Annotated in this window: 20 protein-coding genes and 1 riboswitch; of the genes, 5 read left to right on the forward strand and 15 right to left on the reverse strand. The window is 67.2% G+C overall.

Annotation, left to right across the window (positions count from 1 at the left end; all coding sequences use genetic code 11):
• Window positions 1-7 precede the first annotated feature (7 nt).
• On the reverse strand, window positions 8-283 hold the full coding sequence (locus tag PQB87_RS31895; protein WP_021159994.1) for a metal/formaldehyde-sensitive transcriptional repressor: 276 nt from the start codon (window positions 281-283) through the stop codon (window positions 8-10).
• Between the two features lie 120 nt (window positions 284-403).
• A riboswitch (yybP-ykoY riboswitch) is annotated at window positions 404-578 on the forward strand.
• A 74-nt stretch (window positions 579-652) separates the two neighbouring features.
• Between PQB87_RS31895 and PQB87_RS31900 the strand changes: the two genes are divergently transcribed.
• Window positions 653-1,663: a sodium:calcium antiporter gene (locus tag PQB87_RS31900; RefSeq protein ID WP_489243270.1), complete on the forward strand. Its 1,011-nt coding sequence runs from the start codon at window positions 653-655 to the stop codon at window positions 1,661-1,663.
• A gap of 73 nt (window positions 1,664-1,736) precedes the next feature.
• Here the strand turns inward: PQB87_RS31900 and arsH are convergent, their stop codons facing one another.
• From arsH to PQB87_RS31950, 10 genes are all read right to left on the reverse strand, one after another.
• Complete coding sequence (arsH, locus tag PQB87_RS31905; RefSeq protein ID WP_081057066.1) at window positions 1,737-2,474, reverse strand: arsenical resistance protein ArsH; 738 nt, start codon at window positions 2,472-2,474, stop codon at window positions 1,737-1,739.
• Window positions 2,452-2,874, reverse strand: a complete 423-nt coding sequence (gene arsC, locus PQB87_RS31910) for an arsenate reductase (glutaredoxin) (protein ID WP_111942830.1) — start codon at window positions 2,872-2,874, stop codon at window positions 2,452-2,454. The genes arsH and arsC overlap by 23 nt, the downstream gene beginning before the upstream one ends.
• Before the next feature lie 20 nt (window positions 2,875-2,894).
• On the reverse strand, window positions 2,895-3,965 hold the full coding sequence (gene arsB / locus PQB87_RS31915) for an ACR3 family arsenite efflux transporter (protein ID WP_489243271.1): 1,071 nt from the start codon (window positions 3,963-3,965) through the stop codon (window positions 2,895-2,897).
• Window positions 3,962-4,294 (reverse strand): ArsR/SmtB family transcription factor, encoded by a 333-nt coding sequence (locus PQB87_RS31920; RefSeq protein ID WP_042975389.1) that lies wholly within the window; start codon window positions 4,292-4,294, stop codon window positions 3,962-3,964. The genes arsB and PQB87_RS31920 overlap by 4 nt, the downstream gene beginning before the upstream one ends.
• Window positions 4,295-4,505: 211 nt before the next feature.
• Window positions 4,506-4,874: a copper-binding protein gene (locus PQB87_RS31925; protein WP_059688612.1), complete on the reverse strand. Its 369-nt coding sequence runs from the start codon at window positions 4,872-4,874 to the stop codon at window positions 4,506-4,508.
• The gene (locus PQB87_RS31930; RefSeq protein WP_489243272.1) at window positions 4,871-8,077 is read right to left on the reverse strand and encodes an efflux RND transporter permease subunit; all 3,207 of its coding nucleotides are present in this window, start codon (window positions 8,075-8,077) and stop codon (window positions 4,871-4,873) included. Before PQB87_RS31930 ends, PQB87_RS31925 begins: the two co-directional genes overlap by 4 nt.
• Window positions 8,074-9,615: an efflux RND transporter periplasmic adaptor subunit gene (locus tag PQB87_RS31935; protein WP_489243273.1), complete on the reverse strand. Its 1,542-nt coding sequence runs from the start codon at window positions 9,613-9,615 to the stop codon at window positions 8,074-8,076. The genes PQB87_RS31930 and PQB87_RS31935 overlap by 4 nt, the downstream gene beginning before the upstream one ends.
• Before the next feature lie 11 nt (window positions 9,616-9,626).
• Complete coding sequence (locus PQB87_RS31940) at window positions 9,627-10,919, reverse strand: TolC family protein (protein ID WP_489243274.1); 1,293 nt, start codon at window positions 10,917-10,919, stop codon at window positions 9,627-9,629.
• Between the two features lie 93 nt (window positions 10,920-11,012).
• On the reverse strand, window positions 11,013-11,396 hold the full coding sequence (locus PQB87_RS31945; RefSeq protein ID WP_027789845.1) for a hypothetical protein: 384 nt from the start codon (window positions 11,394-11,396) through the stop codon (window positions 11,013-11,015).
• A 93-nt stretch (window positions 11,397-11,489) separates the two neighbouring features.
• Window positions 11,490-12,122 carry a glutathione binding-like protein gene (locus PQB87_RS31950; protein ID WP_489243275.1) on the reverse strand — a complete coding sequence of 211 codons (633 nt, stop codon included), beginning with the start codon at window positions 12,120-12,122 and terminating at the stop codon, window positions 11,490-11,492.
• A 136-nt stretch (window positions 12,123-12,258) separates the two neighbouring features.
• Between PQB87_RS31950 and PQB87_RS31955 the strand changes: the two genes are divergently transcribed.
• Window positions 12,259-12,651 carry a winged helix-turn-helix transcriptional regulator gene (locus PQB87_RS31955; protein WP_027789847.1) on the forward strand — a complete coding sequence of 131 codons (393 nt, stop codon included), beginning with the start codon at window positions 12,259-12,261 and terminating at the stop codon, window positions 12,649-12,651.
• Between the two features lie 30 nt (window positions 12,652-12,681).
• Entirely contained in the window at window positions 12,682-13,050 is a 369-nt protein-coding gene (locus PQB87_RS31960; protein WP_175830103.1) for a hypothetical protein, read from the forward strand.
• Here the strand turns inward: PQB87_RS31960 and PQB87_RS31965 are convergent.
• The gene (locus PQB87_RS31965; RefSeq protein ID WP_502291558.1) at window positions 13,047-13,781 is read right to left on the reverse strand and encodes a YbhB/YbcL family Raf kinase inhibitor-like protein; all 735 of its coding nucleotides are present in this window, start codon (window positions 13,779-13,781) and stop codon (window positions 13,047-13,049) included. The two genes, PQB87_RS31960 and PQB87_RS31965, sit on opposite strands and share 4 nt — an antisense overlap.
• 32 nt (window positions 13,782-13,813) lie before the next feature.
• Here PQB87_RS31965 and PQB87_RS31970 point away from each other — a divergent pair, with 32 nt between their 5' ends.
• Both PQB87_RS31970 and PQB87_RS31975 read left to right on the forward strand, forming a co-directional pair.
• On the forward strand, window positions 13,814-14,674 hold the full coding sequence (locus PQB87_RS31970; protein WP_489243277.1) for an XAC2610-related protein: 861 nt from the start codon (window positions 13,814-13,816) through the stop codon (window positions 14,672-14,674).
• A gap of 181 nt (window positions 14,675-14,855) precedes the next feature.
• Complete coding sequence (locus PQB87_RS31975) at window positions 14,856-16,241, forward strand: MFS transporter (RefSeq protein ID WP_489243278.1); 1,386 nt, start codon at window positions 14,856-14,858, stop codon at window positions 16,239-16,241.
• 62 nt (window positions 16,242-16,303) lie between these two features.
• Here PQB87_RS31975 and PQB87_RS31980 read toward each other — a convergent pair whose 3' ends face one another.
• The 3 genes from PQB87_RS31980 to PQB87_RS31990 form a co-directional block, all read right to left on the reverse strand.
• Complete coding sequence (locus PQB87_RS31980) at window positions 16,304-17,380, reverse strand: C45 family autoproteolytic acyltransferase/hydrolase (RefSeq protein ID WP_059692715.1); 1,077 nt, start codon at window positions 17,378-17,380, stop codon at window positions 16,304-16,306.
• A gap of 125 nt (window positions 17,381-17,505) precedes the next feature.
• Window positions 17,506-19,110 (reverse strand): DUF3138 family protein, encoded by a 1,605-nt coding sequence (locus tag PQB87_RS31985; RefSeq protein WP_489243279.1) that lies wholly within the window; start codon window positions 19,108-19,110, stop codon window positions 17,506-17,508.
• A 97-nt stretch (window positions 19,111-19,207) separates the two neighbouring features.
• Window positions 19,208-20,323 carry a polyamine ABC transporter substrate-binding protein gene (locus PQB87_RS31990; protein ID WP_048024576.1) on the reverse strand — a complete coding sequence of 372 codons (1,116 nt, stop codon included), beginning with the start codon at window positions 20,321-20,323 and terminating at the stop codon, window positions 19,208-19,210.
• Window positions 20,324-20,398: the final 75 nt, after the last annotated feature.

Here is a 20,398-nt window from a genome sequence, read left to right on the forward strand (position 1 = left end):
GCCTCGATTACTTGAAATAGCTGTGCACCACGTCGATCAGCTGCTCGGTCGCGCTGCCTTCGTGTGCGTCAGGTTCGTGCGCATCGACCAGATGCTCGCGAATGTGGTCTTCCAGCACGACGGCGAGCAGCCCGTTCATCGCGCCGCGACAACTCGTGATCAATTGCAGGACCTCGTTGCAGCCGCGCTCCTCCCCGAGCGCGCGCTCGATGGCCTCGACCTGGCCCTTGATCCGGCGCACGCGGTTCAGCAGCTTCTGTTTTTCACGAACGGTATGGCTCATCGACGACGGGCTCCTGAATAGGGAGGGGGAGTATATATCCGGAAGGGTTCCCGTATAGGGGAGAGGGGTATATTTTTTCAGGATGAATGCTTGTCGAAAGCAACCCGCTCGGCTAGACTGCCCTTCGTCTTTGGGGAGTAGCCTGCTTTCCGTCTCCGGAAAGCGAACGCGTCAACACACTCGGCCTGCGGCCGTGGCGCGTTCAGCCTGATCGGCCTGGCGAGACCATCGGCACATCGCGTCGTTCCTGGTCGGACGTCGGCGGATGTGCCATGGTTCGTCAACGTCCGACCACGGAGTCCCCATGTTCCCCGCCGCCCTCTCCCCGCGTTTCGCCGCTATCCGCACGCATGCCTGCGGAGGTGCCGCATGACGTTCATGTTCGTCGAACTGGCGGTCATGCTGATCGTCATCCTCGTCGCCGCCGAGGTCTTCACCAATGCGCTCGAACATCTCGGCGAACGCCTGAAGATTTCCGAAGGCGTCACCGGTTCACTGTTCGCCGCCGTCGGCACCGCGCTGCCCGAAACGATGGTGCCGCTGCTCGCGCTCGCCGGCGGCACGGCAAACCCGGCCGTGAACGAGGAGATCGGTGTCGGCGCGATTCTCGGCGCGCCGCTGATGCTCGCCACGCTCACCACGTTCCTGATGACGCTCGCGGTGATCCGCTCGCGCGGGCCGCGCGGCACGATCGCGCCCGAACGGACGGGTTTCGTGCGCGACCTGAACTACTTCCTCGCCGCGTTCTCGCTGGCCACCGCCGCGATGTTCGTCCCGCATCACAACAGCGCCGTGCGCGCGCTGCTCGCCGCGATGCTGGTCGGGATCTACGTGATGTATGTCGTGATGACGTTCCGTGCGTCGAACCAGCTCGTCGATGCCGGGCATGGCACCGAGGCGCCGCACAAGATGTTCCTGTCGCGCCTGGGCTTGCCGACCAACCTGGCGACCATCGCGCTGCAGCTGCTCATCGGCGTCGCGCTGCTGGTCGGCGGGGCGAAGGGTTTCATTCACGGCGTGGAAGGCGTGTCGCACGTGCTCGGCGTCTCGGCATTGCTGCTGTCGCTGATCATCGTGCCGATCGCGACGGAGTTGCCCGAGAAGGTCAACAGCGTGCTGTGGATCCGCCGCGGAAAGGACACGCTCGCGTTCGGCAACATCACCGGCGCGATGGTGTTCCAGGGCACGCTGCTGCCGGCGATCGGCATCATGCTGACGCCATGGGAGCCGCGCCTCGAAGTGCTGACCGGCGTGATCGTCACGCTCGCGGCGGCCGCATGGCTGCGCGTCAATGCGCGCACGCGCGGGCTCGCGATCTGGGCGTTGCTGGCGAACGGCGCGGGTTACGCAGCCTATCTGTTCCTGACGCTGGCCCGGTAACCGGGCTCACCCGGCACGGGCACGCTGCTCCGGTGCGAACGATGCACCGCCGCGCCGCGTGCCCGCGAGCGGGTCAGATGCGTGCCTGGTTCACACGCTGCGACAGTTGTTCTGCGCTTTCCTTGCGCTCGCTGTACCGGTCCGTCAGGTACGCGCCGACGTCGCGCGTGAGCAGCGTGAACTTGACCAGTTCCTCCATGACGTCGACGACCCGGTCGAAATACGCGGACGGCTTCATCCTGTCGTCGTCGCCGAACTCCATGAACGCCTTCGCGACGGACGACTGGTTCGGAATGGTCAGCATGCGCATCCAGCGCCCGAGCACCCGCATCTGGTTGACCGCGTTGAACGATTGCGATCCGCCGCTGACCTGCATGACCGCCAGCGTCTTTCCCTGCGTCGGCCGTACCGCGCCGACCGACAGCGGAATCCAGTCGATCTGCGCTTTCATCACGCCGGTCATCGCGCCGTGCCGCTCGGGGGAGCACCACACCATGCCCTCCGACCATTGCACGAGCTCGCGCAACTCCGCCACCTTCGGGTGATGCTCGGGTGCATCGTCGGGCAACGGCAATCCGGCCGGATTGAAGATCCTGACATCGGCGCCCATGGCCGTCAGCAGCCGCGCCGCCTCCTCGACCAGCAGCCGGCTGAACGAACGCGCGCGCAACGAACCGTAGAGCAGCACGATGCGTGGCGGATGCGTCGACGGGCGCGCGGGTTGCAGCAGGCTCGCATCCGGCACGCGAAAGAGCGCGGCGTCGAGTTGCGGCAGATCGTTCAGGCGGTCAGACACGCTTGCCCTCCGCATCGATCACGATTTCGCCGTCTTCCTTTGCAAACGGCCCGTTCTGCGGATCGGGCAGGATATCGAGCACCTGTTCGGACGGGCGGCACAGCCGCGTGCCGAGCGGGGTGACGACGATCGGGCGATTGATCAGGAGCGGATGCGCGACCATGAAGCCGATCAGATCGTCGTCGCTCCATTTCGGATTGTCGAGATCGAGCGCGTCATACGGTGTGCCCTTGCGACGCAGCACGTCGCGAACGGGGATGCCCATCGCCGCGATCAGCGCGCGCAATTCATCTTCCCCGGGCGGCGTGTCGAGGTACAGCACGACACGTGGTTCGACGCCGCTGTTGCGTATCATCGCCAGCGTGTTGCGCGACGTGCCGCAATCGGGGTTGTGATAGATCGTGATGTCGGTCATTTCCGGAATCCTGATTGATTTCACGCGCGCTCGTACCAGCCCTTCGAACGGTTGACGACGCGCACGACGAGCAGCATGACCGGCACCTCGATGAGCACGCCGACGACGGTCGCGAGCGCCGCGCCCGAGTGGAAGCCGAACAGGCTGATGGCTGCCGCCACGGCCAGCTCGAAAAAGTTGGACGCGCCGATCAGCGCCGACGGGCACGCGATGCTGTGTTTCTCGCCGACGGCGCGATTGAGCCCATAGGCGAGCGCTGCGTTGAAGAACACCTGGATCAGGATCGGCACCGCGAGCAGCGCGATCACCAGCGGCTGCTTCAGGATCGCCTCGCCCTGGAACGCGAACAGCAGCACCAGCGTGGCCAGCAGCGCGGCGATGGACCAGGGGCCGACCTTCGCCATCGCGCGGTCGAACGCCGCCTGCCCCCTGGCGAGCAGCAGCCTGCGCCACGCTTGCGCGAGGATCACCGGGATGACGATATAGAGCACGACCGACGTGAGCAGCGTCGCCCATGGCACCGTGATGGCGGACATCCCCAGCAGCAGGCCGACCAGCGGCGCGAAAGCGATCACCATGATGCTGTCGTTCAGCGCGACCTGCGACAGCGTGAACAGCGGATCGCCGCCGGTCAGCCGGCTCCACACGAACACCATCGCCGTGCACGGCGCGGCGGCCAGCAGGATCAGGCCGGCGATATAACTGTCGATCTGGTCGGCCGGCAGCATCGGCGCGAACAGCTGCCGGATGAACAGCCAGCCGAGCAAGGCCATCGAAAACGGCTTGACGAGCCAGTTCACGACGAGCGTGACGCCGATCCCCCGCACGTGCTGGCGAACCTCATGCAACGCGCCGAAGTCGACCTTGACGAGCATCGGCACGATCATCACCCAGATCAACAGCCCGACGGGCAGGTTGACCTGAGCGTATTCCAGGCGGCCGATGCGCTGAAAGAGCCCCGGCAGTGCCAGGCCCAGCGCGATGCCGAGCACGATGCACAGCGCCACCCAGACGGTCAGGTAGCGCTCGAATGATCCGATGGCGGGCCTGGCCGCCGCGGCTTGCGACGGGGCCGCGTGCGAGCCGCTCATGTGCGATCCCCGCAGCAGGCCGGCGCCGCCGGCACGCCGCACGCAGCGCCGGCGCAGCAGTTTTCGGTCAGGAACCCGATGAGGCCGCTCATCGATTCGAAGTTCGCCGCGTAATAGATGAACCGGCCGTCCTGACGCGCGGTGACCAGCTCCGCATGCGACAAATCCTTCAGATGGAACGACAGGCTCGATGGCGACAGCCCGATCTGCTGGGCGATCGCACCGGCCGGCAGCCCTTGCGGCCCGGCGACGACCAGCGCGCGAAAGATGGCCAGGCGCGCTTCATGAGCAAGCGCGCCCAGGGCGCGCACGACGAGATTGGAGTCCATGGCGCGAAGGATAGCGCCTTCATTTCCATATTTCAAGAATTGTTGAAATAAAGGTGTCCATCCCCTGCCGAATTGGCATAACTGGGCTGCACCCGACCCGCCGCGCATCGTCGAACGCCGCCGCGCGAGCCGCATCCGGTCCGACATGCGCGGCGCCGGTGCGGCCGCCGCCCCGGTTCACGGGCGGGCGAGGCACCGGCGTGCCGTCAGGTCAGGACGCCTTCACGAGCTTGACGATCGTCAGCGTGCCGTCGACCTTCTCGATCCGCACCTTGACCTTGTCGCCCGCATGCGCGTGCTCGAGCATCGCCGCGTCCTTCGCCTTGAACGCCATCGTCATCGGCGGCATCCCGACGTTGTCGAGCGCGCCGTGCTTCAGCGTGATCCTGCCGCTCGCGGCATCGACCTTCTTCACTTCGGCATCGGTCAGCGCGGCGTTCGACTCGGCCGCACCGCCCGACGACATCTTCATGCCCGACATGTCCATGCCGGCCATGTCGCCGGCGGCGAAGGCCGGCGCGGTGAAAGCGCCGGTCGCGAGAACGGCTGCGGTGGTGGTGACAGTGATCCACTTCTTCATCGTGATTCTCCGGTTGGGATGGATGGCACGTTCGTGCCGTGAGGTACTGCATCGGAATGCCGCACGTGGCCCGTGCTTCGCGCATGACGGCGCTGCAGCAGGAGCCAGGCGGCGGGAATGACGAACATCGACAGCAGCGGCGCCGTGACCATGCCGCCGACCATCGGCGCGGCGATGCGCTGCATCACTTCGGAACCGGCACCGTGCCCGACCATGATCGGCACGAGGCCGGCGAGCACGACGGCGACCGTCATCGCCTTCGGCCGCACGCGCAGCACCGCGCCTTCGCGGATCGCGTCGAGCAGCAGCGCGTCGGTCAGCGGTTCGCCGGCATCGAGCCGGCGCTGCAGCGCGCCCTTCAGGTACAGCAGCATCACGACGCCGAATTCGGCGGCCACGCCCGCGAGCGCGATGAAACCCACCGACGTCGCGACGGACACCGCATGGCCGAGCACCCACACGAGCCAGAAGCCGCCGACCAGCGCGAACGGCACCGTCGACATCAGCAGCAGCGCATCGGCCGCCGAGCCGAACGTGAGAAACAGCAGCACGAAGATCACCACGAGCGTGACCGGCACGACGGTGCGCAGCCTGGCCGCCGCGCGTTCGAGATACTCGAACTGCCCCGACCACGCGATCGAATAGCCGGGCGGCAACGCGACCTGTTGCGCGACGGCCTGCTGCATCGCGCGCACGGCGCTCCGCAGATCGGTGTCGCGAATGTCGACGTACACGTAGCCGGAGAGTCGCGCGTTCTCGCTGCGGATCATCGGCGGCCCGTCGGCGATCGCGATGCGCGCGACATCGCCGAGGCGGATCTGCGCGCCGCGCGCGGTGACGACCGGCAGTTGCCGCAGGTTCTCGACCGAATCGCGCACCTCGCGCGGGTAGCGGAGGTTGATCGGGAAGCGCTCGCGGCCCGCGATCACTTCGCCGACATCGTCGCCGCCGACCGCCGACGACACCACCGACTGGATGTCGGCCACCGACAATCCGTAGCGCGCGGCGGCAAGCCGGTCGATATCGACGTCGATATAGCGGCCGCCGTTCAGCCGTTCCGCAAGCGCGGACGTCACGCCCGGCACGCGCTTCACCGCGGCCTCGACCTGCTGCGCGATCGCGTCGATCCCGGCCAGGTCCGGCCCGGAAATCTTCACGCCGACCGGCGTCTTGATGCCAGTGGACAGCATGTCGAGCCGGTTGCGGATCGGCGGCACCCACACGTTCGACAGGCCCGGCACCTTCACCGCGCGGTCGAGTTCGTCGACGAGCTTCTCCGGCGTCATGCCGGGCCGCCATGCGCTGCGCGGCTTGAACCGGATCGTCGTTTCGAACATCTCGAGCGGCGCGGGATCGGTCGCGGTATCGGCGCGGCCCGACTTGCCGAACACCGTGTCGACCTCGGGCACGGTCTTGATCAGCCGGTCGGTCTGCTGCAGCAGCTCGCTCGCCTTGTCGGCGGAGATGCCCGGCAGCGCGGTCGGCATGTACAGCAGGTCGCCTTCGTCGAGCGGCGGCATGAATTCGCCGCCGAGCCGCGACAACGGTACGGCCGTCAGTCCGAGCGCGACGACCGCGACGCCGATCGCGACCCACGGCCGCCTGAGCGTCGCTTCGAGCAGCGGCCGGTACACGCGGATCAGCACGCGGTTGATCGGGTTCGCGTGCTCGTGCGGAATGCGGCCGCGCACGAGATAGCCCATCAGCACCGGCACCAGCGTCACCGACAGCCCGGCGGCGGCGGCGATCGTGTAGGTCTTCGTGAACGCCAGCGGCGCGAACAGCTTGCCTTCCTGCCCTTCCAGCGAAAACACCGGGATGAACGACAACGTGATGATCAGCAGCGAGAAGAACAGCGCGGGCCCGACCTCCGCGGCCGACGTCGCGACGAGTTCCCATCGTCGCGCGGCCGTGACCGGTTCGCCGGGATGCGCGTGGTCGTACGCCTCGAGATGCTTGTGCGCGTTCTCGATCATCACGATCGCCGCGTCGATCATCACGCCGATCGCGATCGCGATCCCGCCGAGCGACATCAGGTTCGCGTTGACGCCCTGGTAGCGCATCACGATGAACGCGGCCAGCACGCCGAGCGGCAGCGACAGGATCGCGACGAACGCGCTGCGCAGATGGAACAGGAACACCGCGCAGACGATGCCGACGATGACGAATTCCTCGATCAGCTTGTCCTTCAGGTTGCCCACCGCGCGCTCGATCAGTTGCGAGCGATCGTAGGTCGTGACGATCTCGACGCCGGGCGGCAGCGAACGCTTCAGGTCGGCCAGCTTCGCCTTCACCGCGTCGATCGTCGTGAGCGCGTTCTTGCCCGAGCGCATCACGACGACGCCCCCCGTCACCTCGCCCTGCCCGTTCAGCTCGGCGATCCCGCGCCGCATCGCGGGGCCGACCTGGATGCGCGCGACGTCGCCGAGCAGCACCGGCGTGCCGGCGTCGTTCGTGCGCAGCACCACGTGCCGGAAATCGTCGAGCGTGCGCAGGTAGCCGGTCGAGCGCACCATGTACTCCGACTCGGCCAGCTCGACGACCGAGCCGCCGGACGCCTGGTTCGCGTTGCCGAGCGCGTTCGCGATTTCCGCCTGGGTGATGCCGTAGGCGCGCAGCCTGTCCGGATCGAGCACGACCTGGTACTGCCGCACCATGCCGCCGATGCTCGCGACTTCCGAGACGTCCGGCACGGCCTTCAGCTCGAACTTCAGGAACCAGTCGTTGAGCGCGCGCAGTTGCCCGGGATCGTGACGGCCGGTGCGATCGACGAGCGCGTACTCGTACACCCAGCCGACGCCGGTCGCATCCGGCCCGAGCGCCACCGTCGCGCCGGCCGGTAGCCGGCTCTGCACCTGGCTCAGGTATTCGAGCACGCGCGAGCGCGCCCAGTACGGATCGGTGCGGTCGTCGAACAGCACGTAGACGAACGCGTCGCCGAACGACGAGTACGCGCGGACGGTTTTCGCACCGGGCACGCCGAGCAGCGTGGTCGTCAACGGATAGGTCACCTGGTCCTCGACGATCTGCGGCGCCTTGCCCGGATACGACGCCTTGACGATCACCTGCGTGTCCGACAGGTCGGGCAACGCGTCGAGCGGCGTCTGCCCGAGGGAGTGGACGCCCCATGCGGCGATCAGCACGGTGGCGAGCAGCACGAGGAAGCGGTTGTGGACCGACCAGCGAATGATGCGCGCGATCATCGTTCGCCTCCCTGCGGTTCGACCTTCGTCAGGCGATAACCGTCGTCGGTCTGCGTGAACGCGAAACGCACCGTCTGGCCCGGCTTCACGCCGGGGAACGCGGCGGCCGACGGCTTGCCGAACGTCATCGTCATCGCGCCCCAGCCGAGCGCCGGCACGGGTTGATGCGAGAACGTGATGTCGTCTGCCGTGACCTGTTCGACCTTGCCGGTGGTTTCGTAGATCGGCGCCGCCGCTTTCGGCGCCGGCTCGGAAGTCACCGCCGCCCCGCTTGCGCCGGTGTCGCTCCGCAGCCGCGGCAGCACGCTCTTCAGGCTCGCCTCCGAATCGATCAGGAACTGCCCCGATGCAACGACCGTATCGCCTTCGTTCAACCCGCCGAGCACTTCCGTGTCGCCGCCGATGTCATCGCCGGTCGTCACCTGCACCGGCTGGAGCCGGCCGTCGCCGTTCTTCACGATGACGATCGTGCGCTTGCCCGTCGCGATCACCGCTTCGGACGGCACGAGCAGGCGCGACACGCTCGTCTTCCCGGCGACCCGCACGCGCATCAGCATGCCGGGCGTGAGCTTCAGCGCGGCGTTGTCGATCTCCACGCGCGCCTGCAGCGTGCGGCTGCTCGTGCTGATGCCGGGCAGCACTTCGCGGATGCGTCCGGTGAAACGCCGCGCCGGGTCGCCCGCGAACGTCGCATCGACCGGCATCCCCGGCTGCACGTTCAGCGCGAGCGCTTCCGGCACCTCGACGATGAGCCACAGCGTCGACAGCCCCGCAATCTTCGCCAGCGTCTGTCCGGGCACGACCATCGCGCCGTCCCGCACGTTCAGCTCGCTGACGACGCCGGTTTCCGGCGCGCTCAGCACGACGTGCGTCTGCGCGCGGCCGGTGCGATCGAGGCTCGCGATCATCCCGTCGGGAATCGACAGCGCGCGCATCCGCGCGCGCGATGCGTCGAGCAGGCTGCCGTCCGTCCCGCCGCGCTTGAGTGCGAGGTATTCCTCCTGCGGCGCGAGCCAGTCAGGCACGAACAACGATGCGACCGGCGCGCCCTTCGCGATGCGCTGCATCGGTGCGCGCGCATAAAGGCGATCGATGTAGCCGGTGACGCGCGACTGGACGACCTCCGCGCGCGATTCGTCGAACTGCGTGGTGCCCACCGCGTCGAATCCGGCTGCCGTCTGCTGGCGTCTTACCGTCGCATAACGGATGCCGAGATTCTGCTGCAGGCCCGGATCGATCCGGATACCGGACGCGCCGCCGCCCTCGTCCGCATAGACAGGCTGCAACTGCATGTCCATGAATGGCGACTTGCCCGGTTTGTCGAAATGCTGGTTCGGCACCATCGGGTCGTGCCAGTACAGCACCTTGCGGCCCGTGTTCGGGTCGGTGTTGCCGGACGGTGCGGCGCCGGGCGCTACGGACGATGCGATCGATGCGCCGCCCGCCGCATCGTGCATGCCCGCGACGTAACCGGCGCCGAGCAGCGCCGCGGCGGCAAACGTGAGCAGCACCGCGCGCGCCAGTGATTGCTTTTTCATGAGGTTCTCCTTCACTGCGCGGCGGCCATCGTCGACGGCACGACCTGATATTCGAGCTGCGCCCAGGTCTGCGACACGTCGCGCCTGAGATCGAGCACCTGCAACTGCGCGTCGAGTTGCGCGCGCCGCGCGGCGAACGTATCGGCGAGTGAACCCGTGCCCGCCCGGTAGGCGGCATTGGCCAGCTGCACGCGCTGGTCGGCGGCGGGCAACAGCGATGCACTCAGGTTCGCGATGCGTTCGCGGCCGCTCGCGAGCGTTTCGGACTGCGTGCGGATATCGGCCTGCACCTGGCGCAGCGTGTCCTCGTACATCAGGCGCGCCTTCGTCGCCAGTTCGGCCTTCTCGGCAACATCGCGGTTCTGGCGGTTCCTGCGATTGAGCGGCAACGGAATCGTGACGCCGACGGACACCATGTTCGAATACGCGCCGCCGCGCTGCTGGTACGCAATCTCCCACGTCCAGTTCGGGCGGCGTTCGCTGTTCGCGACGGCGGTATCGGCTTCGGCGACGGCGATATCGTCGGCGGCCGTGATCAGCGCCGGCTGCGATACGCGCAGCTCGTCCGGCGGCAACGACGACACGAACGATTCCGGCGCGGGCGGCGTGCCCGTGACGTCCGACGCCGGCACGGCGGTCCAGCGCGACAACGCGATGAGCGCGGTCTGGTAGACCTGCCGCGCTTTCAGCCATTGATCCTGCGTCTGCGCGAGCATGGCCCGCGCCTGGACGACATCGGCCGCACTCGCCTTCGCGCCGCGATACGACGCCTTCGTCGCGTCGAATTCATGGTTCATGTGATCGAGCAGCGCCTGCTGAAGCGCGAGCGCCTGCTTCGCGTAGACGGCGTTCAGCCACGCCGTTGCAGTTTGCTGGCGTACGCTCGCGAGCTGCGCGAGATAACCGGCGCGCTCGCGCCCGACCTGCTCGTTGGCCAGTGCCGAACGCAGGCGCCGCTTGTCGCCGGACACCCACTCCTGCTCGATGCCGATGCGGCGCATCGTCATGAAGTCCTGGCCGACGGTGAAGCGCTGGCCGCCATTGACCGGCAGGTTGTCGATGCCGGCCTTGAGCATCCGGTCGGGCAGCTGGCCGGCCTTCACGGCCGCCTCCGAGCTCGCGCGCACCGACGCCTGGGCGGCCTGCATCGACGCGGAATGATCGGTGGCGGACTGCAGCGCGGCGTCCAGCGTAAAAGACGGTTGCTGCGCGTGAGCCGCGCCCGCAACCAGCAGCGCCGCCCAAAGCATGGGCGCGCGCCGGCGCGCACGCCGCGCAAGCGGCGTGCCGGGATGGAATGACATGGTTTAACCCCAACGGCGGAACCCCATGGGGATTCCACGTCCTGCGCACAGGACGAACCTCACCGCGAATGCGGCGAACCTATCGGATCGGGATCAGCTGATGCGTGGAGGGCGCCACAACCCGTTCGGATCGCGGACCGGGAGAATTTGTGCGTAGTGGAAAGCAACGATGCTGGCGAATGCAGCGGGACGACTGACTTCGGCGCGAGCGGCCGGATGATAGAGACTGCCGAACTGGCATTGCGCCGTCAGCTTGCAGGACAGGCCCTTCGCTTTCGCGTGGGCCTTGCCGGTGGACGACGACTGCATCGAATCGCAGCCCGGCATGTCGGCGGACATGCCGGCGTCCATGTCCGTCGACATCGACATGCCCTGCTGCATCATCGGGCATTCCCCGGCCAGGCCGCTGGCTGCCAGCCCGCTGATGGGCAGCACCGCGCAGAGCAGCAGCAGGATGACGGTCCGGAGGAATTTCATGCGGGCGATTATAGCGCGGGGTTTTGCAGTGTGGCGGCGCATCGATACGGCGGAACGACGCGCCGTAGCCGCGCCCATCGCCCCCATCGCGCGCTACCGCGCCAGCGCGTCGGCCTCCAGCACGGCGCGCACCGCCGGCCGCGCACGCACCCGCTCGTACCACGCACGCAGATGCGCATACCGGGTCAGGTCGATATCCGCGTTGTACACCGACCGCATCCAGTCGGCCTTGCCCCAGCCGGTCAGCGCGAACAGGTAGGCATCGGCAACGGTGAACGTGTCGCCGGTCAAGTATGCGTTGCCGTCGAGCTGGCGGTCGATCCATGCAAAACGGCTGTCGAGCTTCGTTCTCGCCGGATCGACGTATTTCCCCGCCTGTACCGCATACAGCAGCGGAATGAACCCCTTGTGGATCTCGGTGCCGAGAAAATTGAGCCATTCCATCAGCCGGTAGCGCGCGAGCGTGCCGTACTCGGGCGCGAGCGCGGCTTCCGGGCGCAGATCCGCGAGATACTGCGCGATCACCGGGCCTTCGCGCAGCAGCGTGCCGTCGTCGAGTTCGAGCAGCGGCACGTAGCCGAGTTCGGTCACATCGTAGTAATTGCGCCCGTCTTCAACGACGTGCTTGCGTGCGTCGACCTTGATGACCTCCGCGTCGATGCCGCCTTCGCGCAGCACGATGCAGATGGCCTGCGAACAGCTTCCGGGAGCGTGATAGAGCTTCATGCGTTTCCTTCGTGGGTTGTCCATGTATCGATTCGCCGCGACGCGGGCGCTAATATCTCGCATCGGCGCATCGCCGGGAAGACGGCAGTCGTTTGTGCCGTAGTCACAAAAAATTTACCGACCAGGATTCAGCACGATGAAAACGAGTGCGACCGGATGTTCCGTTGAAGAAGCGATGCGCCTGCTCGGCGGCCGCTGGCGGTTGCTGCTGGTGTCGTATCTGCTCGACGGGCCGCGACGCTTCAGCGACCTGCGCCGCGACATGCCCGGCATCTCCCAGCGCATGCTGACGCTCGACCTGCGCGCACTCGAGGACGCCGGGCTCGTGCGGCGCACCGTCTATCCGGAAGTGCCGGTGCGGGTCGAGTACGACCTGACCGCCGACGGCGACCGGCTGCGGCCCGTCGTCGAGGTCATGCGCGAATTCGGGCTGTGGCTGAAGGCGCGCGATGCCGCTGCGTCGTGCGACACCGGCGCGACGCCCGGCGCGGCGGCAGCGATCGGAACGGCCCTTCATTCGAACCGATAACCCCTACCACCCTTACGCAGGAACCCGTTCATGGAACTTCACGCTACCGTCGGCGCGGCGACGTCCGACCTCGACGACGACGAAAGCTTCGCCAACATCTACTGTCACGACGCCGAGCAGGACTATTGCTTCGCGTTGTCGCGCTTTCCGGACGACACGCTGATCGAAGTGATGGTGCGCGACCAGATCACCTGGCGCGTCAAGGATCTGTCGGTGAGGCTGACGGACGACACGATCGACATCGAGATCGAACCCGGCATCGCCGCGCGACTCGACGGCCAGGCGCGTTACGTGATCCATCTCGCGCCCGGCCAGTACGATCCGGTCACGCTGCGCGCCGCGCTGAAGGAGATCTTCGTGGGGAAAAGCGGGTTTCAGGACGACAGCACGCGCGGTTAACGGCTCAACCGCACCGTCATCGTCGCTTTCGCGAGGGCCTGGTAGTGAGCGGTATAGCCGACGACCGCAGGCGTCGCGTCACGTTCGACCGGCAGCTTCGCCACCTTGAGCGCGGTCAGCGTAATGACGTAGCGATGGGTGTCGCCCTGCGGCGGGCACGGGCCAAGATAGCCGACATGGCCGGTGTCGTTCTTCATCGGGACGGCGCCCGCCGGCAGTCCGGCAACGTCATTGCCCGAACCGGGCGCGATGCCATGCGCCGACGCCGGTATGTCGGCGACGACCCAGTGCCAGAATCCGGAGCCCGTCGGTGCGTCGGCATCGAACATCGTCAGCAGGTAGCTTTGCGTGCCTTCCGGAACACCGCTCCACCGTATGGACGGCGAAATGTTTTGACCGTGACAGCCGAAGCTGTCCGATACCTGCGCGCGACCAAACGCGCCGCCGGCAAGCTCCGCGCTTTCGATCGAGAAATCGCCCGCCCGTGCCGTACCGGCAGCGAGCATCGCCACGCAAAGGGCGAAACCGGGCTTGAATATCGTCATCGTCACCTCACCAGCAAGCAGGAATGGAACGGACATTCTTGCAATCGCGCCGGCCCCGAACAAGGCAAGCAAAGGTACCGGTATCGCGACTACCCGGCAATGTCCGGCCATGCCGGCCCCGCTCGCGGAAAGCGCCGGATGCCGGTACATTGGCGGCAAACGGAAGTCCGGGCCGGCCGCTTCCATCCTCATTCACGCCCTTCATGCCTGATCCGACCATGACGCGCCCTTCACGACTGCGTTCGCTGCTCCATGGCTCCATGCTGTTCGTTGCCTGCGCATCGATCGCGCCCGCCGCGCAGGCGGCCAAACCGCCGCTCACGTTCAAGGTCGACGACACCGTCACGGCCCGCGTCGAACGGGCGGACAGCGAGCACATTACCGTGCGCTTCCTGCCGAGCGGCAAGACGCAGACGCTCGACGTGACCGCCGCCGACGAGGAAGGCCGCTATCACCTCGCGTCGGACGACTACAACTTCGACGGCCACCGCGATCTCGCGATGCACGCGACGCTCGGCATGGTGAACGATGGCTACGGCATCTACCTGTACGACACCGCTCGCCAGCGGTTCGAGCCGTTACGGATGCCGGCGAGCGACATGCCGCACGGCAATTGCGACGGGCTGGTCAACGTGCAGGCGAAGCCGAAGGAGCGCACGCTGTACAGCTCGTGCCGCGGCGGCCCGACCTGGTACACCGATGCGTATCGCTTCGACGGCAGCGGCAGGATGTACCTGTACCAGTCGAGCGAAGCGATACCGGACGACCTGCGCGACCTGCTCGACACCGACAACGGCCCGTCGTCGATGCTGCTGACCTACGACGCGCAAGGCAAGCGTGTCGCGCGCCGCCCCGACGCCTATGGCGGCGGCTCCATCACGTTCAAGGTGCGCCCGGCTCGCCTGCCGCTGCACGATGCGATGACCGATGCGCCCACGCGCCGCTATGTCGTCGCGGGCGACACGGTGGAGGTGATCGACGCGAGCGCCGATTTCCAGTGGCTGAAGGTGCGGTATCGCAACCCGCATGCAGGGGCGGTGCAGGGCTGGGTCAGTGCGAAGGAGGCGATGGGCAACTGATGCAAGCGGTCGCGTATTCGCCACGCCTCCCACATATTGAACGCCGAACATCCCATTAATCGGGATACCTGCCCAAATGTTGACGCGCTTCCCGCCACGGCTCTAACGTTCGCCCCAACGCCATTCGATTCGGCCGCCCCGCTCGCGGGCGACGGCCGGGCATGGAACACAGGAGACAGCCGTGGCCCAATCCGCTTCGCGCACCCACGCGAACCCGCCGGATCAATTGCCCGCCCACGCCGGCATCGCATCCGGTTCAACCGCCCGCGCGGCCGCCGCGCAGGCAGCGCCGCCCAGCCGAAAGCGCCTGCTGATCCTCGCGCTGCTGTTCATCACGGTCGTGATCAACTATCTCGACCGCAGCAACCTGTCGATCGCCGCGCCCGCGCTGTTCAAGGCACTGAACATCGATCCCGTGCACGCGGGCCTCGTGTTTTCCGCGTTCGGCTGGACCTACGCGCTGATGCAAGTGCCGGGCGGCTGGCTCGTCGACAAGGTGTCGCCGCGCGTGCTGTATGCCGGCGCGCTCGCGCTGTGGTCGGCCGCGACGTTGCTGCTCGGCTTCGCCGGTTCGTTCGTCGGGCTGGTCGTGCTGCGTCTCGCGGTGGGCGCGCTCGAAGCGCCGGCCTACCCGATCAACAACCGCGTGGTGACGACGTGGTTCCCGACCCGCGAGCGCGCGAGCGCGATCGGCGGCTACACGTCGGGCCAGTTCGTCGGCCTCGCGTTCCTCACGCCGGTGCTCGCGTGGCTGCAGGTGCATCTCGGCTGGCACATGGTGTTCGTCGCGACCGGCCTCGCCGGCATCGCATGGGCCGCGATCTGGTATGCGGTGTATCGCGAGCCGCGCGCGTTTCGCGGCGTCAACGCGGCCGAGATCGCGCTGATCCGCGACGGCGGCGGCCTCGTCGATCTCGAAGACCGCATCGCGGCGCGTACCGAGCGCGCACAGTCGACGTGGCGCGACCTCGGCGTCGTGCTCGGCCGGCGCAAGCTGTGGGGCATCTATCTCGGCCAGTTCGCGCTGAACTCGACGCTATGGTTCTTCCTCACGTGGTTCCCGACCTACCTCGTCAAGTACCGCGGAATGGACTTCATCAAGTCGGGCTTTCTCGCATCGCTGCCGTTCCTCGCCGCGTTCGTCGGCGTGCTGTGCTCGGGCGTGCTGTCGGACTGGCTGATGCGTCGCGGCGCATCACAGGGCTTCGCGCGCAAGCTGCCGATCATCTCGGGGCTGCTGATCTCGACCTGCATCATCGGCGCGAACTACGTCACGTCGACCGGCTGGGTGATCGCGTTCATGACGATCGCGTTCTTCGGCAACGGCTTCGCGTCGATCACGTGGTCGCTCGTGTCGGGGCTCGCGCCCGCGCGGCTGATCGGCCTCACGGGCGGCGTGTTCAACCTGATCGGCAACCTGTCCGCGATCGCGACGCCGATCGTGATCGGGCTGCTCGTGAACGGCGCGGACTTCTCGCGCGCGATCACCTACATCGCCGCGATGGCACTCGCGGGCAGCCTGTCGTATGGCTTGCTCGTCGGCAAGGTCGAACGCATCGACGCATGAGCCTCACGAGGGCGGCACACGCATGCCGCCCCCCCCTGCCTCGCCGCCGCCCGCGTGCCGCGTCAGAACCGCTGAAACCCGTCGCGCGCGAGATCGTGCGGATTGCCCGCCACGTAGTCGAGTGCGCACGCGTCGGTATCGATGCCGACGGTCAGCAGCGTCTCCCAGCGCTCGGTGTCGGGCATCGACGGATCGGCGTGGAAACACACGACGGCCTGATCGCCGGCCGCACCGCACATTGCCGCCGCGCGCTCGCGCACATCGGCGCTCGTCATCCCGTTCACGACTTCGTTCAGATGTGCGAATCGTTCGCGCGTGGTCGAGCTGTCGGGCATGCACTCGCCGCCGCTCAGCGCGCGATCGAGGAAGTGGTTCGTATGCAGCAGCCAGCCGTCCGGACGCGGCACCACCACGCCGATGCCCGACGGGCTCAGCTCGATGCTCGCCGCGCGCGGGTTCGCGTCATGCCGCGTGAACACGGTCAGCACCGTGGACGCGCTCACGCGCGCGGACCGGGCGAGCTCGATCGCCTCCTGCACCGTCGTCGCATCCTCGAGCAGGCGCCGCGCGATCGCATGCACGGGTACACCGGCGCTGTCGTTGTCGCTCGCGTGATGCAGGATGTTGAAGTGCAGCCCGAGCCCCGCGCTGTTCACGCCGAGCTTCGCGAGCATCCCGAACTCGGAGAACAGCTTGACGGTGCGGCCGTGCGGCGTCGCGAACCGCATCAGCAGCCCCTGCGGCGCGAGGCTGTCGTGCCAGTCCCACGTCTGCAGCGTGCGCGGCGCGTGCGGGCCGGCCGGCGCGTAGACGGTCGTCGAGCACTCGCCTTCGGCCGACGCGGGCGCGGTCGCGAGAATCTCGGTGCGTGCGTTCAGGCACGCGAGCTGCCAGCGCGGCAGGTCGACGCCGTCGGCGATCGCCTCGACTTCGGCGGCCAGGCGCGGGCACCACGCACCGAGCGCGGCCAGGCTCGCTTCGCCGATCTCCCGCGCGCGCTGCGGCTCGATGCCGAGCTTCGGGAAAAACGCGAGGTAAAGCGCGACCGTCTCGCGAATCTCGGCGGCGAAACGCGCGCCGATCAGGCGGCCGCGCTCGTGCGGATCGGTGAGGTCGGTCACGAAGGTGTGCAGCTTCAAGGTCAAATCTCCTGGGTTGAATGCGTTCCGGGCAAGCGCGGCCCGGAACGTGATGCATGGCGCAGCCGGTCGACCGGCATGCGCGCCGGCCGGAACGGCGAGACCCGTCAGAACGGTCAGAACGGTCAGAACGAATAGATGAACTGCATCCCGGCCAGGTCGTTGCTGCGCGCGTATGTGCCGTTGCTCTTCAGGAACACCGGATGGTTCGCCGCGTCGTGGCGATACTCGAGCTTCACGGTGATCTGCTGCGTCGGATAGAACAGCAGGTCGGCCGTGATCGCGTAACGCTGCGCGCCCTTGCACTCGGTGCCGTTCGTCGACGAACCCTGGAAGCACGCCGGATCGATGCCGAAGCCGCTCGACCCGTTCACCGACGGATTGCCGCCCACGAGCCCGTACTGGATGTTCGTGCCGCCGCCGCCGTTCGACGTGTTGTTCAGGTAGTCGAAGCGCAGCGTCGCGCCCATGCGGCCGACCCATGCCTGCGTCCACTTCGTATGGCCGAGCAGCGACATCCCGTACCAGCGTGCGGTGCCGCCGTTCCACGCGCCCTTCTGCAGCTCGCCGTAGTCGACCTGCGCGTTGACCTGCGTCTTGTCGTGCGTATAGGTCACGTCGGCTTCCACGTACTTGTAGAGGCCGGTCGGCGACGAGCCGTTGCACTGGTAGCCGTAACCGCCCGCCGTCGCGCACGGCGAGAACAGCGACTGCCGGCCCAGCATCCCGGAAATGCCGAAGTCGAAGGCGGTCGACGTCGCGTTGTCGAAGCGCGCGGTGATCGTCGGCGTCCAGTTGGTCTTGGTCGTGTTGTTCGCCGCGTTCGCGATCGCGCCGGCGGTGCGCAGCACCTCGTTGCCGATCACGACCTGCCAGAAGCGCGTCATCGCCGCGTTGGAGCCCTTCAGGCCAACGCCGATCAGGTTGCCCGGTTCGCTGAAGTCGTACAGCAGCCCGTGCGTGAGCGTCAGCATCTGGGTCGACGGCTGCACCTCGTAGCCGGCGAGGCTCGGCATCATCCCGATCTCGAAGGTGCGCGTCGTGCTGAGAGGCACGGTCACCACGGCCTGCGTGACGATGTTGTTGCCGACGCCGCCGTGCGAATTGCTGAACACGTTGCCGAAGCCGCGGTTCGGCTGGATCACGACCTCCGCCGACGGCGCCATCGGGCCGACGCCGAAGGTCTTCTTGATGTCGAGGTAGACGTCGCCGATCGTGCTGTTGAAGTAGTCGTACGCGCCCGGATCGTGGTTCAGGAACTGGAACCCGGACGTGCGCTGTGCGCGGTTGAACAGGTACACGGGATCGACGTAGCCGGTGATGCTCAGGCCCGCGAGCGGGCCGGTCGTCGCGGCTTCCTGCAGCGAGTCGACCTTCAGCGACGCGTTCGCGATCTGCTCGCGCATCTGCTGCAGGTCGTCGTTCGTGAACGCCGGTGCGGAATCGGCGGCCGGCGCGGCGGCGGCCGTGTTGATCGAACCGATCCTTGCGCCGCTCGATGTTGCGGTGGTGGCGGTGGCGGCGGTGGCTGCGTTGGCGGCCGTCGCGGTGCCGGGCGCCTGCGCGGCCAGCATGCTCGCGCGCAACTCGTTCACCTGCTGCTGCAGCGCGGTGACCTGCGCCTGCAGCGCCTTCATCCTGCTCGCGTCGGTCGCCTGCGGCGTGTGCGCGAATGCCGTGGCCGCGTCGAACGCGAGCAGGCACAGCGCCGTCATGTGTTTGAGTTTCATGTTCTGGGTGGTCGTCGGGACGAGCGCGCCCCCGCCCGCCGCGATCAGCGGCGGGGCGCGCGAAAGGTGTGCGGGAATCGGGGAAGCGGCGGCCGGCTTACTCGGTCTTCAGCTTCGTCCAGAGACGGTTCTGCAGGCGCATCAGCTCAGGCGGAACCGGCTTGCTGAGGCTCAGCTTGCGGATCACGTCGGCGGGCGGGAACACGGCCGGATCGCTCGTCACTTCGGCGCGCACGAGGCGCTTCGACGACGGCACGGCCGACGGGTACGACGTGTCGTTGGTCAGGTTCGCGCTCTCCTTCTCCGACAGCACGAAGTTGACGAACTTCAGCGCGGCGTCCGGGTGCGGTGCATCCTTCGGCACGGCCATCATGTCGAACCACATCGCGCTGCCCTCGGTCGGGATCACGTACTTGATGTGATACGGCTTCTTCGCGGAAGCGGCCGCGATCCGCGCGGAGTTCACGTCGCCCGACCAGCCGAGCGCGAGGCAGATGTCGCCGCCCGCGAGATCGTTGATGTAGCTGCTCGAATTGAACTGCGTGATGTACGGGCGCACCGACTTCAGCAGCTCGTATGCGGCCTGGTAGTCGGCCGGGTTCGTCGTGTTCGGGTCCTTCTTCAGGTAGACGAACGCCATCCCGAACGCATCGACCGGCGAATCGAGCACCGACACGCCGCAGTGCTTCAGCTTCTGCGCGTACTTCGGGTCGAACAGCAGCGCCCAGCTGTCGAGCGGCGCGTCGTTGCCGAGCGCGGCCTTCACCTTCTCGACGTTCATCCCGAGCCCGTCGGTGCCCCAGGTCCACGGAATGCCGTACTGGTTGCCCGGATCATCCTTCGCGAGCGCCTTCAGGATTTCCGGGTCGAGCAGCCCGTAGTTCGGCACCTGGCTCTTGTCGATCTTGCGGAAGATGCCGGCCTGCAGCTGCCGCGCCCAGAAGATGTCGGACGGCACGACGACGTCGTAACCCGACGTGCCCGACAGCAGCTTCGCCTGCAACGTCTCGTTCGAATCGAACTCCTGGTAGACAACCTTGATGCCGGTCGCCTTCTCGAAGTTCGCGATCGTCGCCTTGCCGATCGAGTTGCCCCAGTTGTACACGTTGACGACGTCCGCCGCGTGCGCAACCGGCGCGCCGGCCCCCAGCACGCCGCCCAGCGCGAGCGCCGCGCATGCCGTTCCCAGATGCCTGCTCCAATCCCCTGCCATGGTTTCCTCCGTCGATATCATGATCCGTTCGCGATGAACGGGTGTGTGCTTCGGTCCGGAAAAATTTAGCCAGAG

Source organism: Burkholderia sp. KL41, from assembly GCF_057005415.2.

What these genes read in the sequence shown, in the direction of transcription:
- PQB87_RS31895 (WP_021159994.1), bottom strand. Translation starts at nt 283, where the DNA reads ATGAGCCATACCGTTCGTGAAAAACAGAAGCTGCTGAACCGCGTGCGC.
- PQB87_RS31900 (WP_489243270.1), top strand. Translation starts at nt 653, where the DNA reads ATGACGTTCATGTTCGTCGAACTGGCGGTCATGCTGATCGTCATCCTC.
- arsH (WP_081057066.1), bottom strand. Translation starts at nt 2,474, where the DNA reads ATGCGGAGGGCAAGCGTGTCTGACCGCCTGAACGATCTGCCGCAACTC.
- arsC (WP_111942830.1), bottom strand. Translation starts at nt 2,874, where the DNA reads ATGACCGACATCACGATCTATCACAACCCCGATTGCGGCACGTCGCGC.
- arsB (WP_489243271.1), bottom strand. Translation starts at nt 3,965, where the DNA reads ATGAGCGGCTCGCACGCGGCCCCGTCGCAAGCCGCGGCGGCCAGGCCC.
- PQB87_RS31920 (WP_042975389.1), bottom strand. Translation starts at nt 4,294, where the DNA reads ATGGACTCCAATCTCGTCGTGCGCGCCCTGGGCGCGCTTGCTCATGAA.
- PQB87_RS31925 (WP_059688612.1), bottom strand. Translation starts at nt 4,874, where the DNA reads ATGAAGAAGTGGATCACTGTCACCACCACCGCAGCCGTTCTCGCGACC.
- PQB87_RS31930 (WP_489243272.1), bottom strand. Translation starts at nt 8,077, where the DNA reads ATGATCGCGCGCATCATTCGCTGGTCGGTCCACAACCGCTTCCTCGTG.
- PQB87_RS31935 (WP_489243273.1), bottom strand. Translation starts at nt 9,615, where the DNA reads ATGAAAAAGCAATCACTGGCGCGCGCGGTGCTGCTCACGTTTGCCGCC.
- PQB87_RS31940 (WP_489243274.1), bottom strand. Translation starts at nt 10,919, where the DNA reads ATGTCATTCCATCCCGGCACGCCGCTTGCGCGGCGTGCGCGCCGGCGC.
- PQB87_RS31945 (WP_027789845.1), bottom strand. Translation starts at nt 11,396, where the DNA reads ATGAAATTCCTCCGGACCGTCATCCTGCTGCTGCTCTGCGCGGTGCTG.
- PQB87_RS31950 (WP_489243275.1), bottom strand. Translation starts at nt 12,122, where the DNA reads ATGAAGCTCTATCACGCTCCCGGAAGCTGTTCGCAGGCCATCTGCATC.
- PQB87_RS31955 (WP_027789847.1), top strand. Translation starts at nt 12,259, where the DNA reads ATGAAAACGAGTGCGACCGGATGTTCCGTTGAAGAAGCGATGCGCCTG.
- PQB87_RS31960 (WP_175830103.1), top strand. Translation starts at nt 12,682, where the DNA reads ATGGAACTTCACGCTACCGTCGGCGCGGCGACGTCCGACCTCGACGAC.
- PQB87_RS31965 (WP_502291558.1), bottom strand. Translation starts at nt 13,781, where the DNA reads ATGGAAGCGGCCGGCCCGGACTTCCGTTTGCCGCCAATGTACCGGCAT.
- PQB87_RS31970 (WP_489243277.1), top strand. Translation starts at nt 13,814, where the DNA reads ATGACGCGCCCTTCACGACTGCGTTCGCTGCTCCATGGCTCCATGCTG.
- PQB87_RS31985 (WP_489243279.1), bottom strand. Translation starts at nt 19,110, where the DNA reads ATGAAACTCAAACACATGACGGCGCTGTGCCTGCTCGCGTTCGACGCG.
- PQB87_RS31990 (WP_048024576.1), bottom strand. Translation starts at nt 20,323, where the DNA reads ATGGCAGGGGATTGGAGCAGGCATCTGGGAACGGCATGCGCGGCGCTC.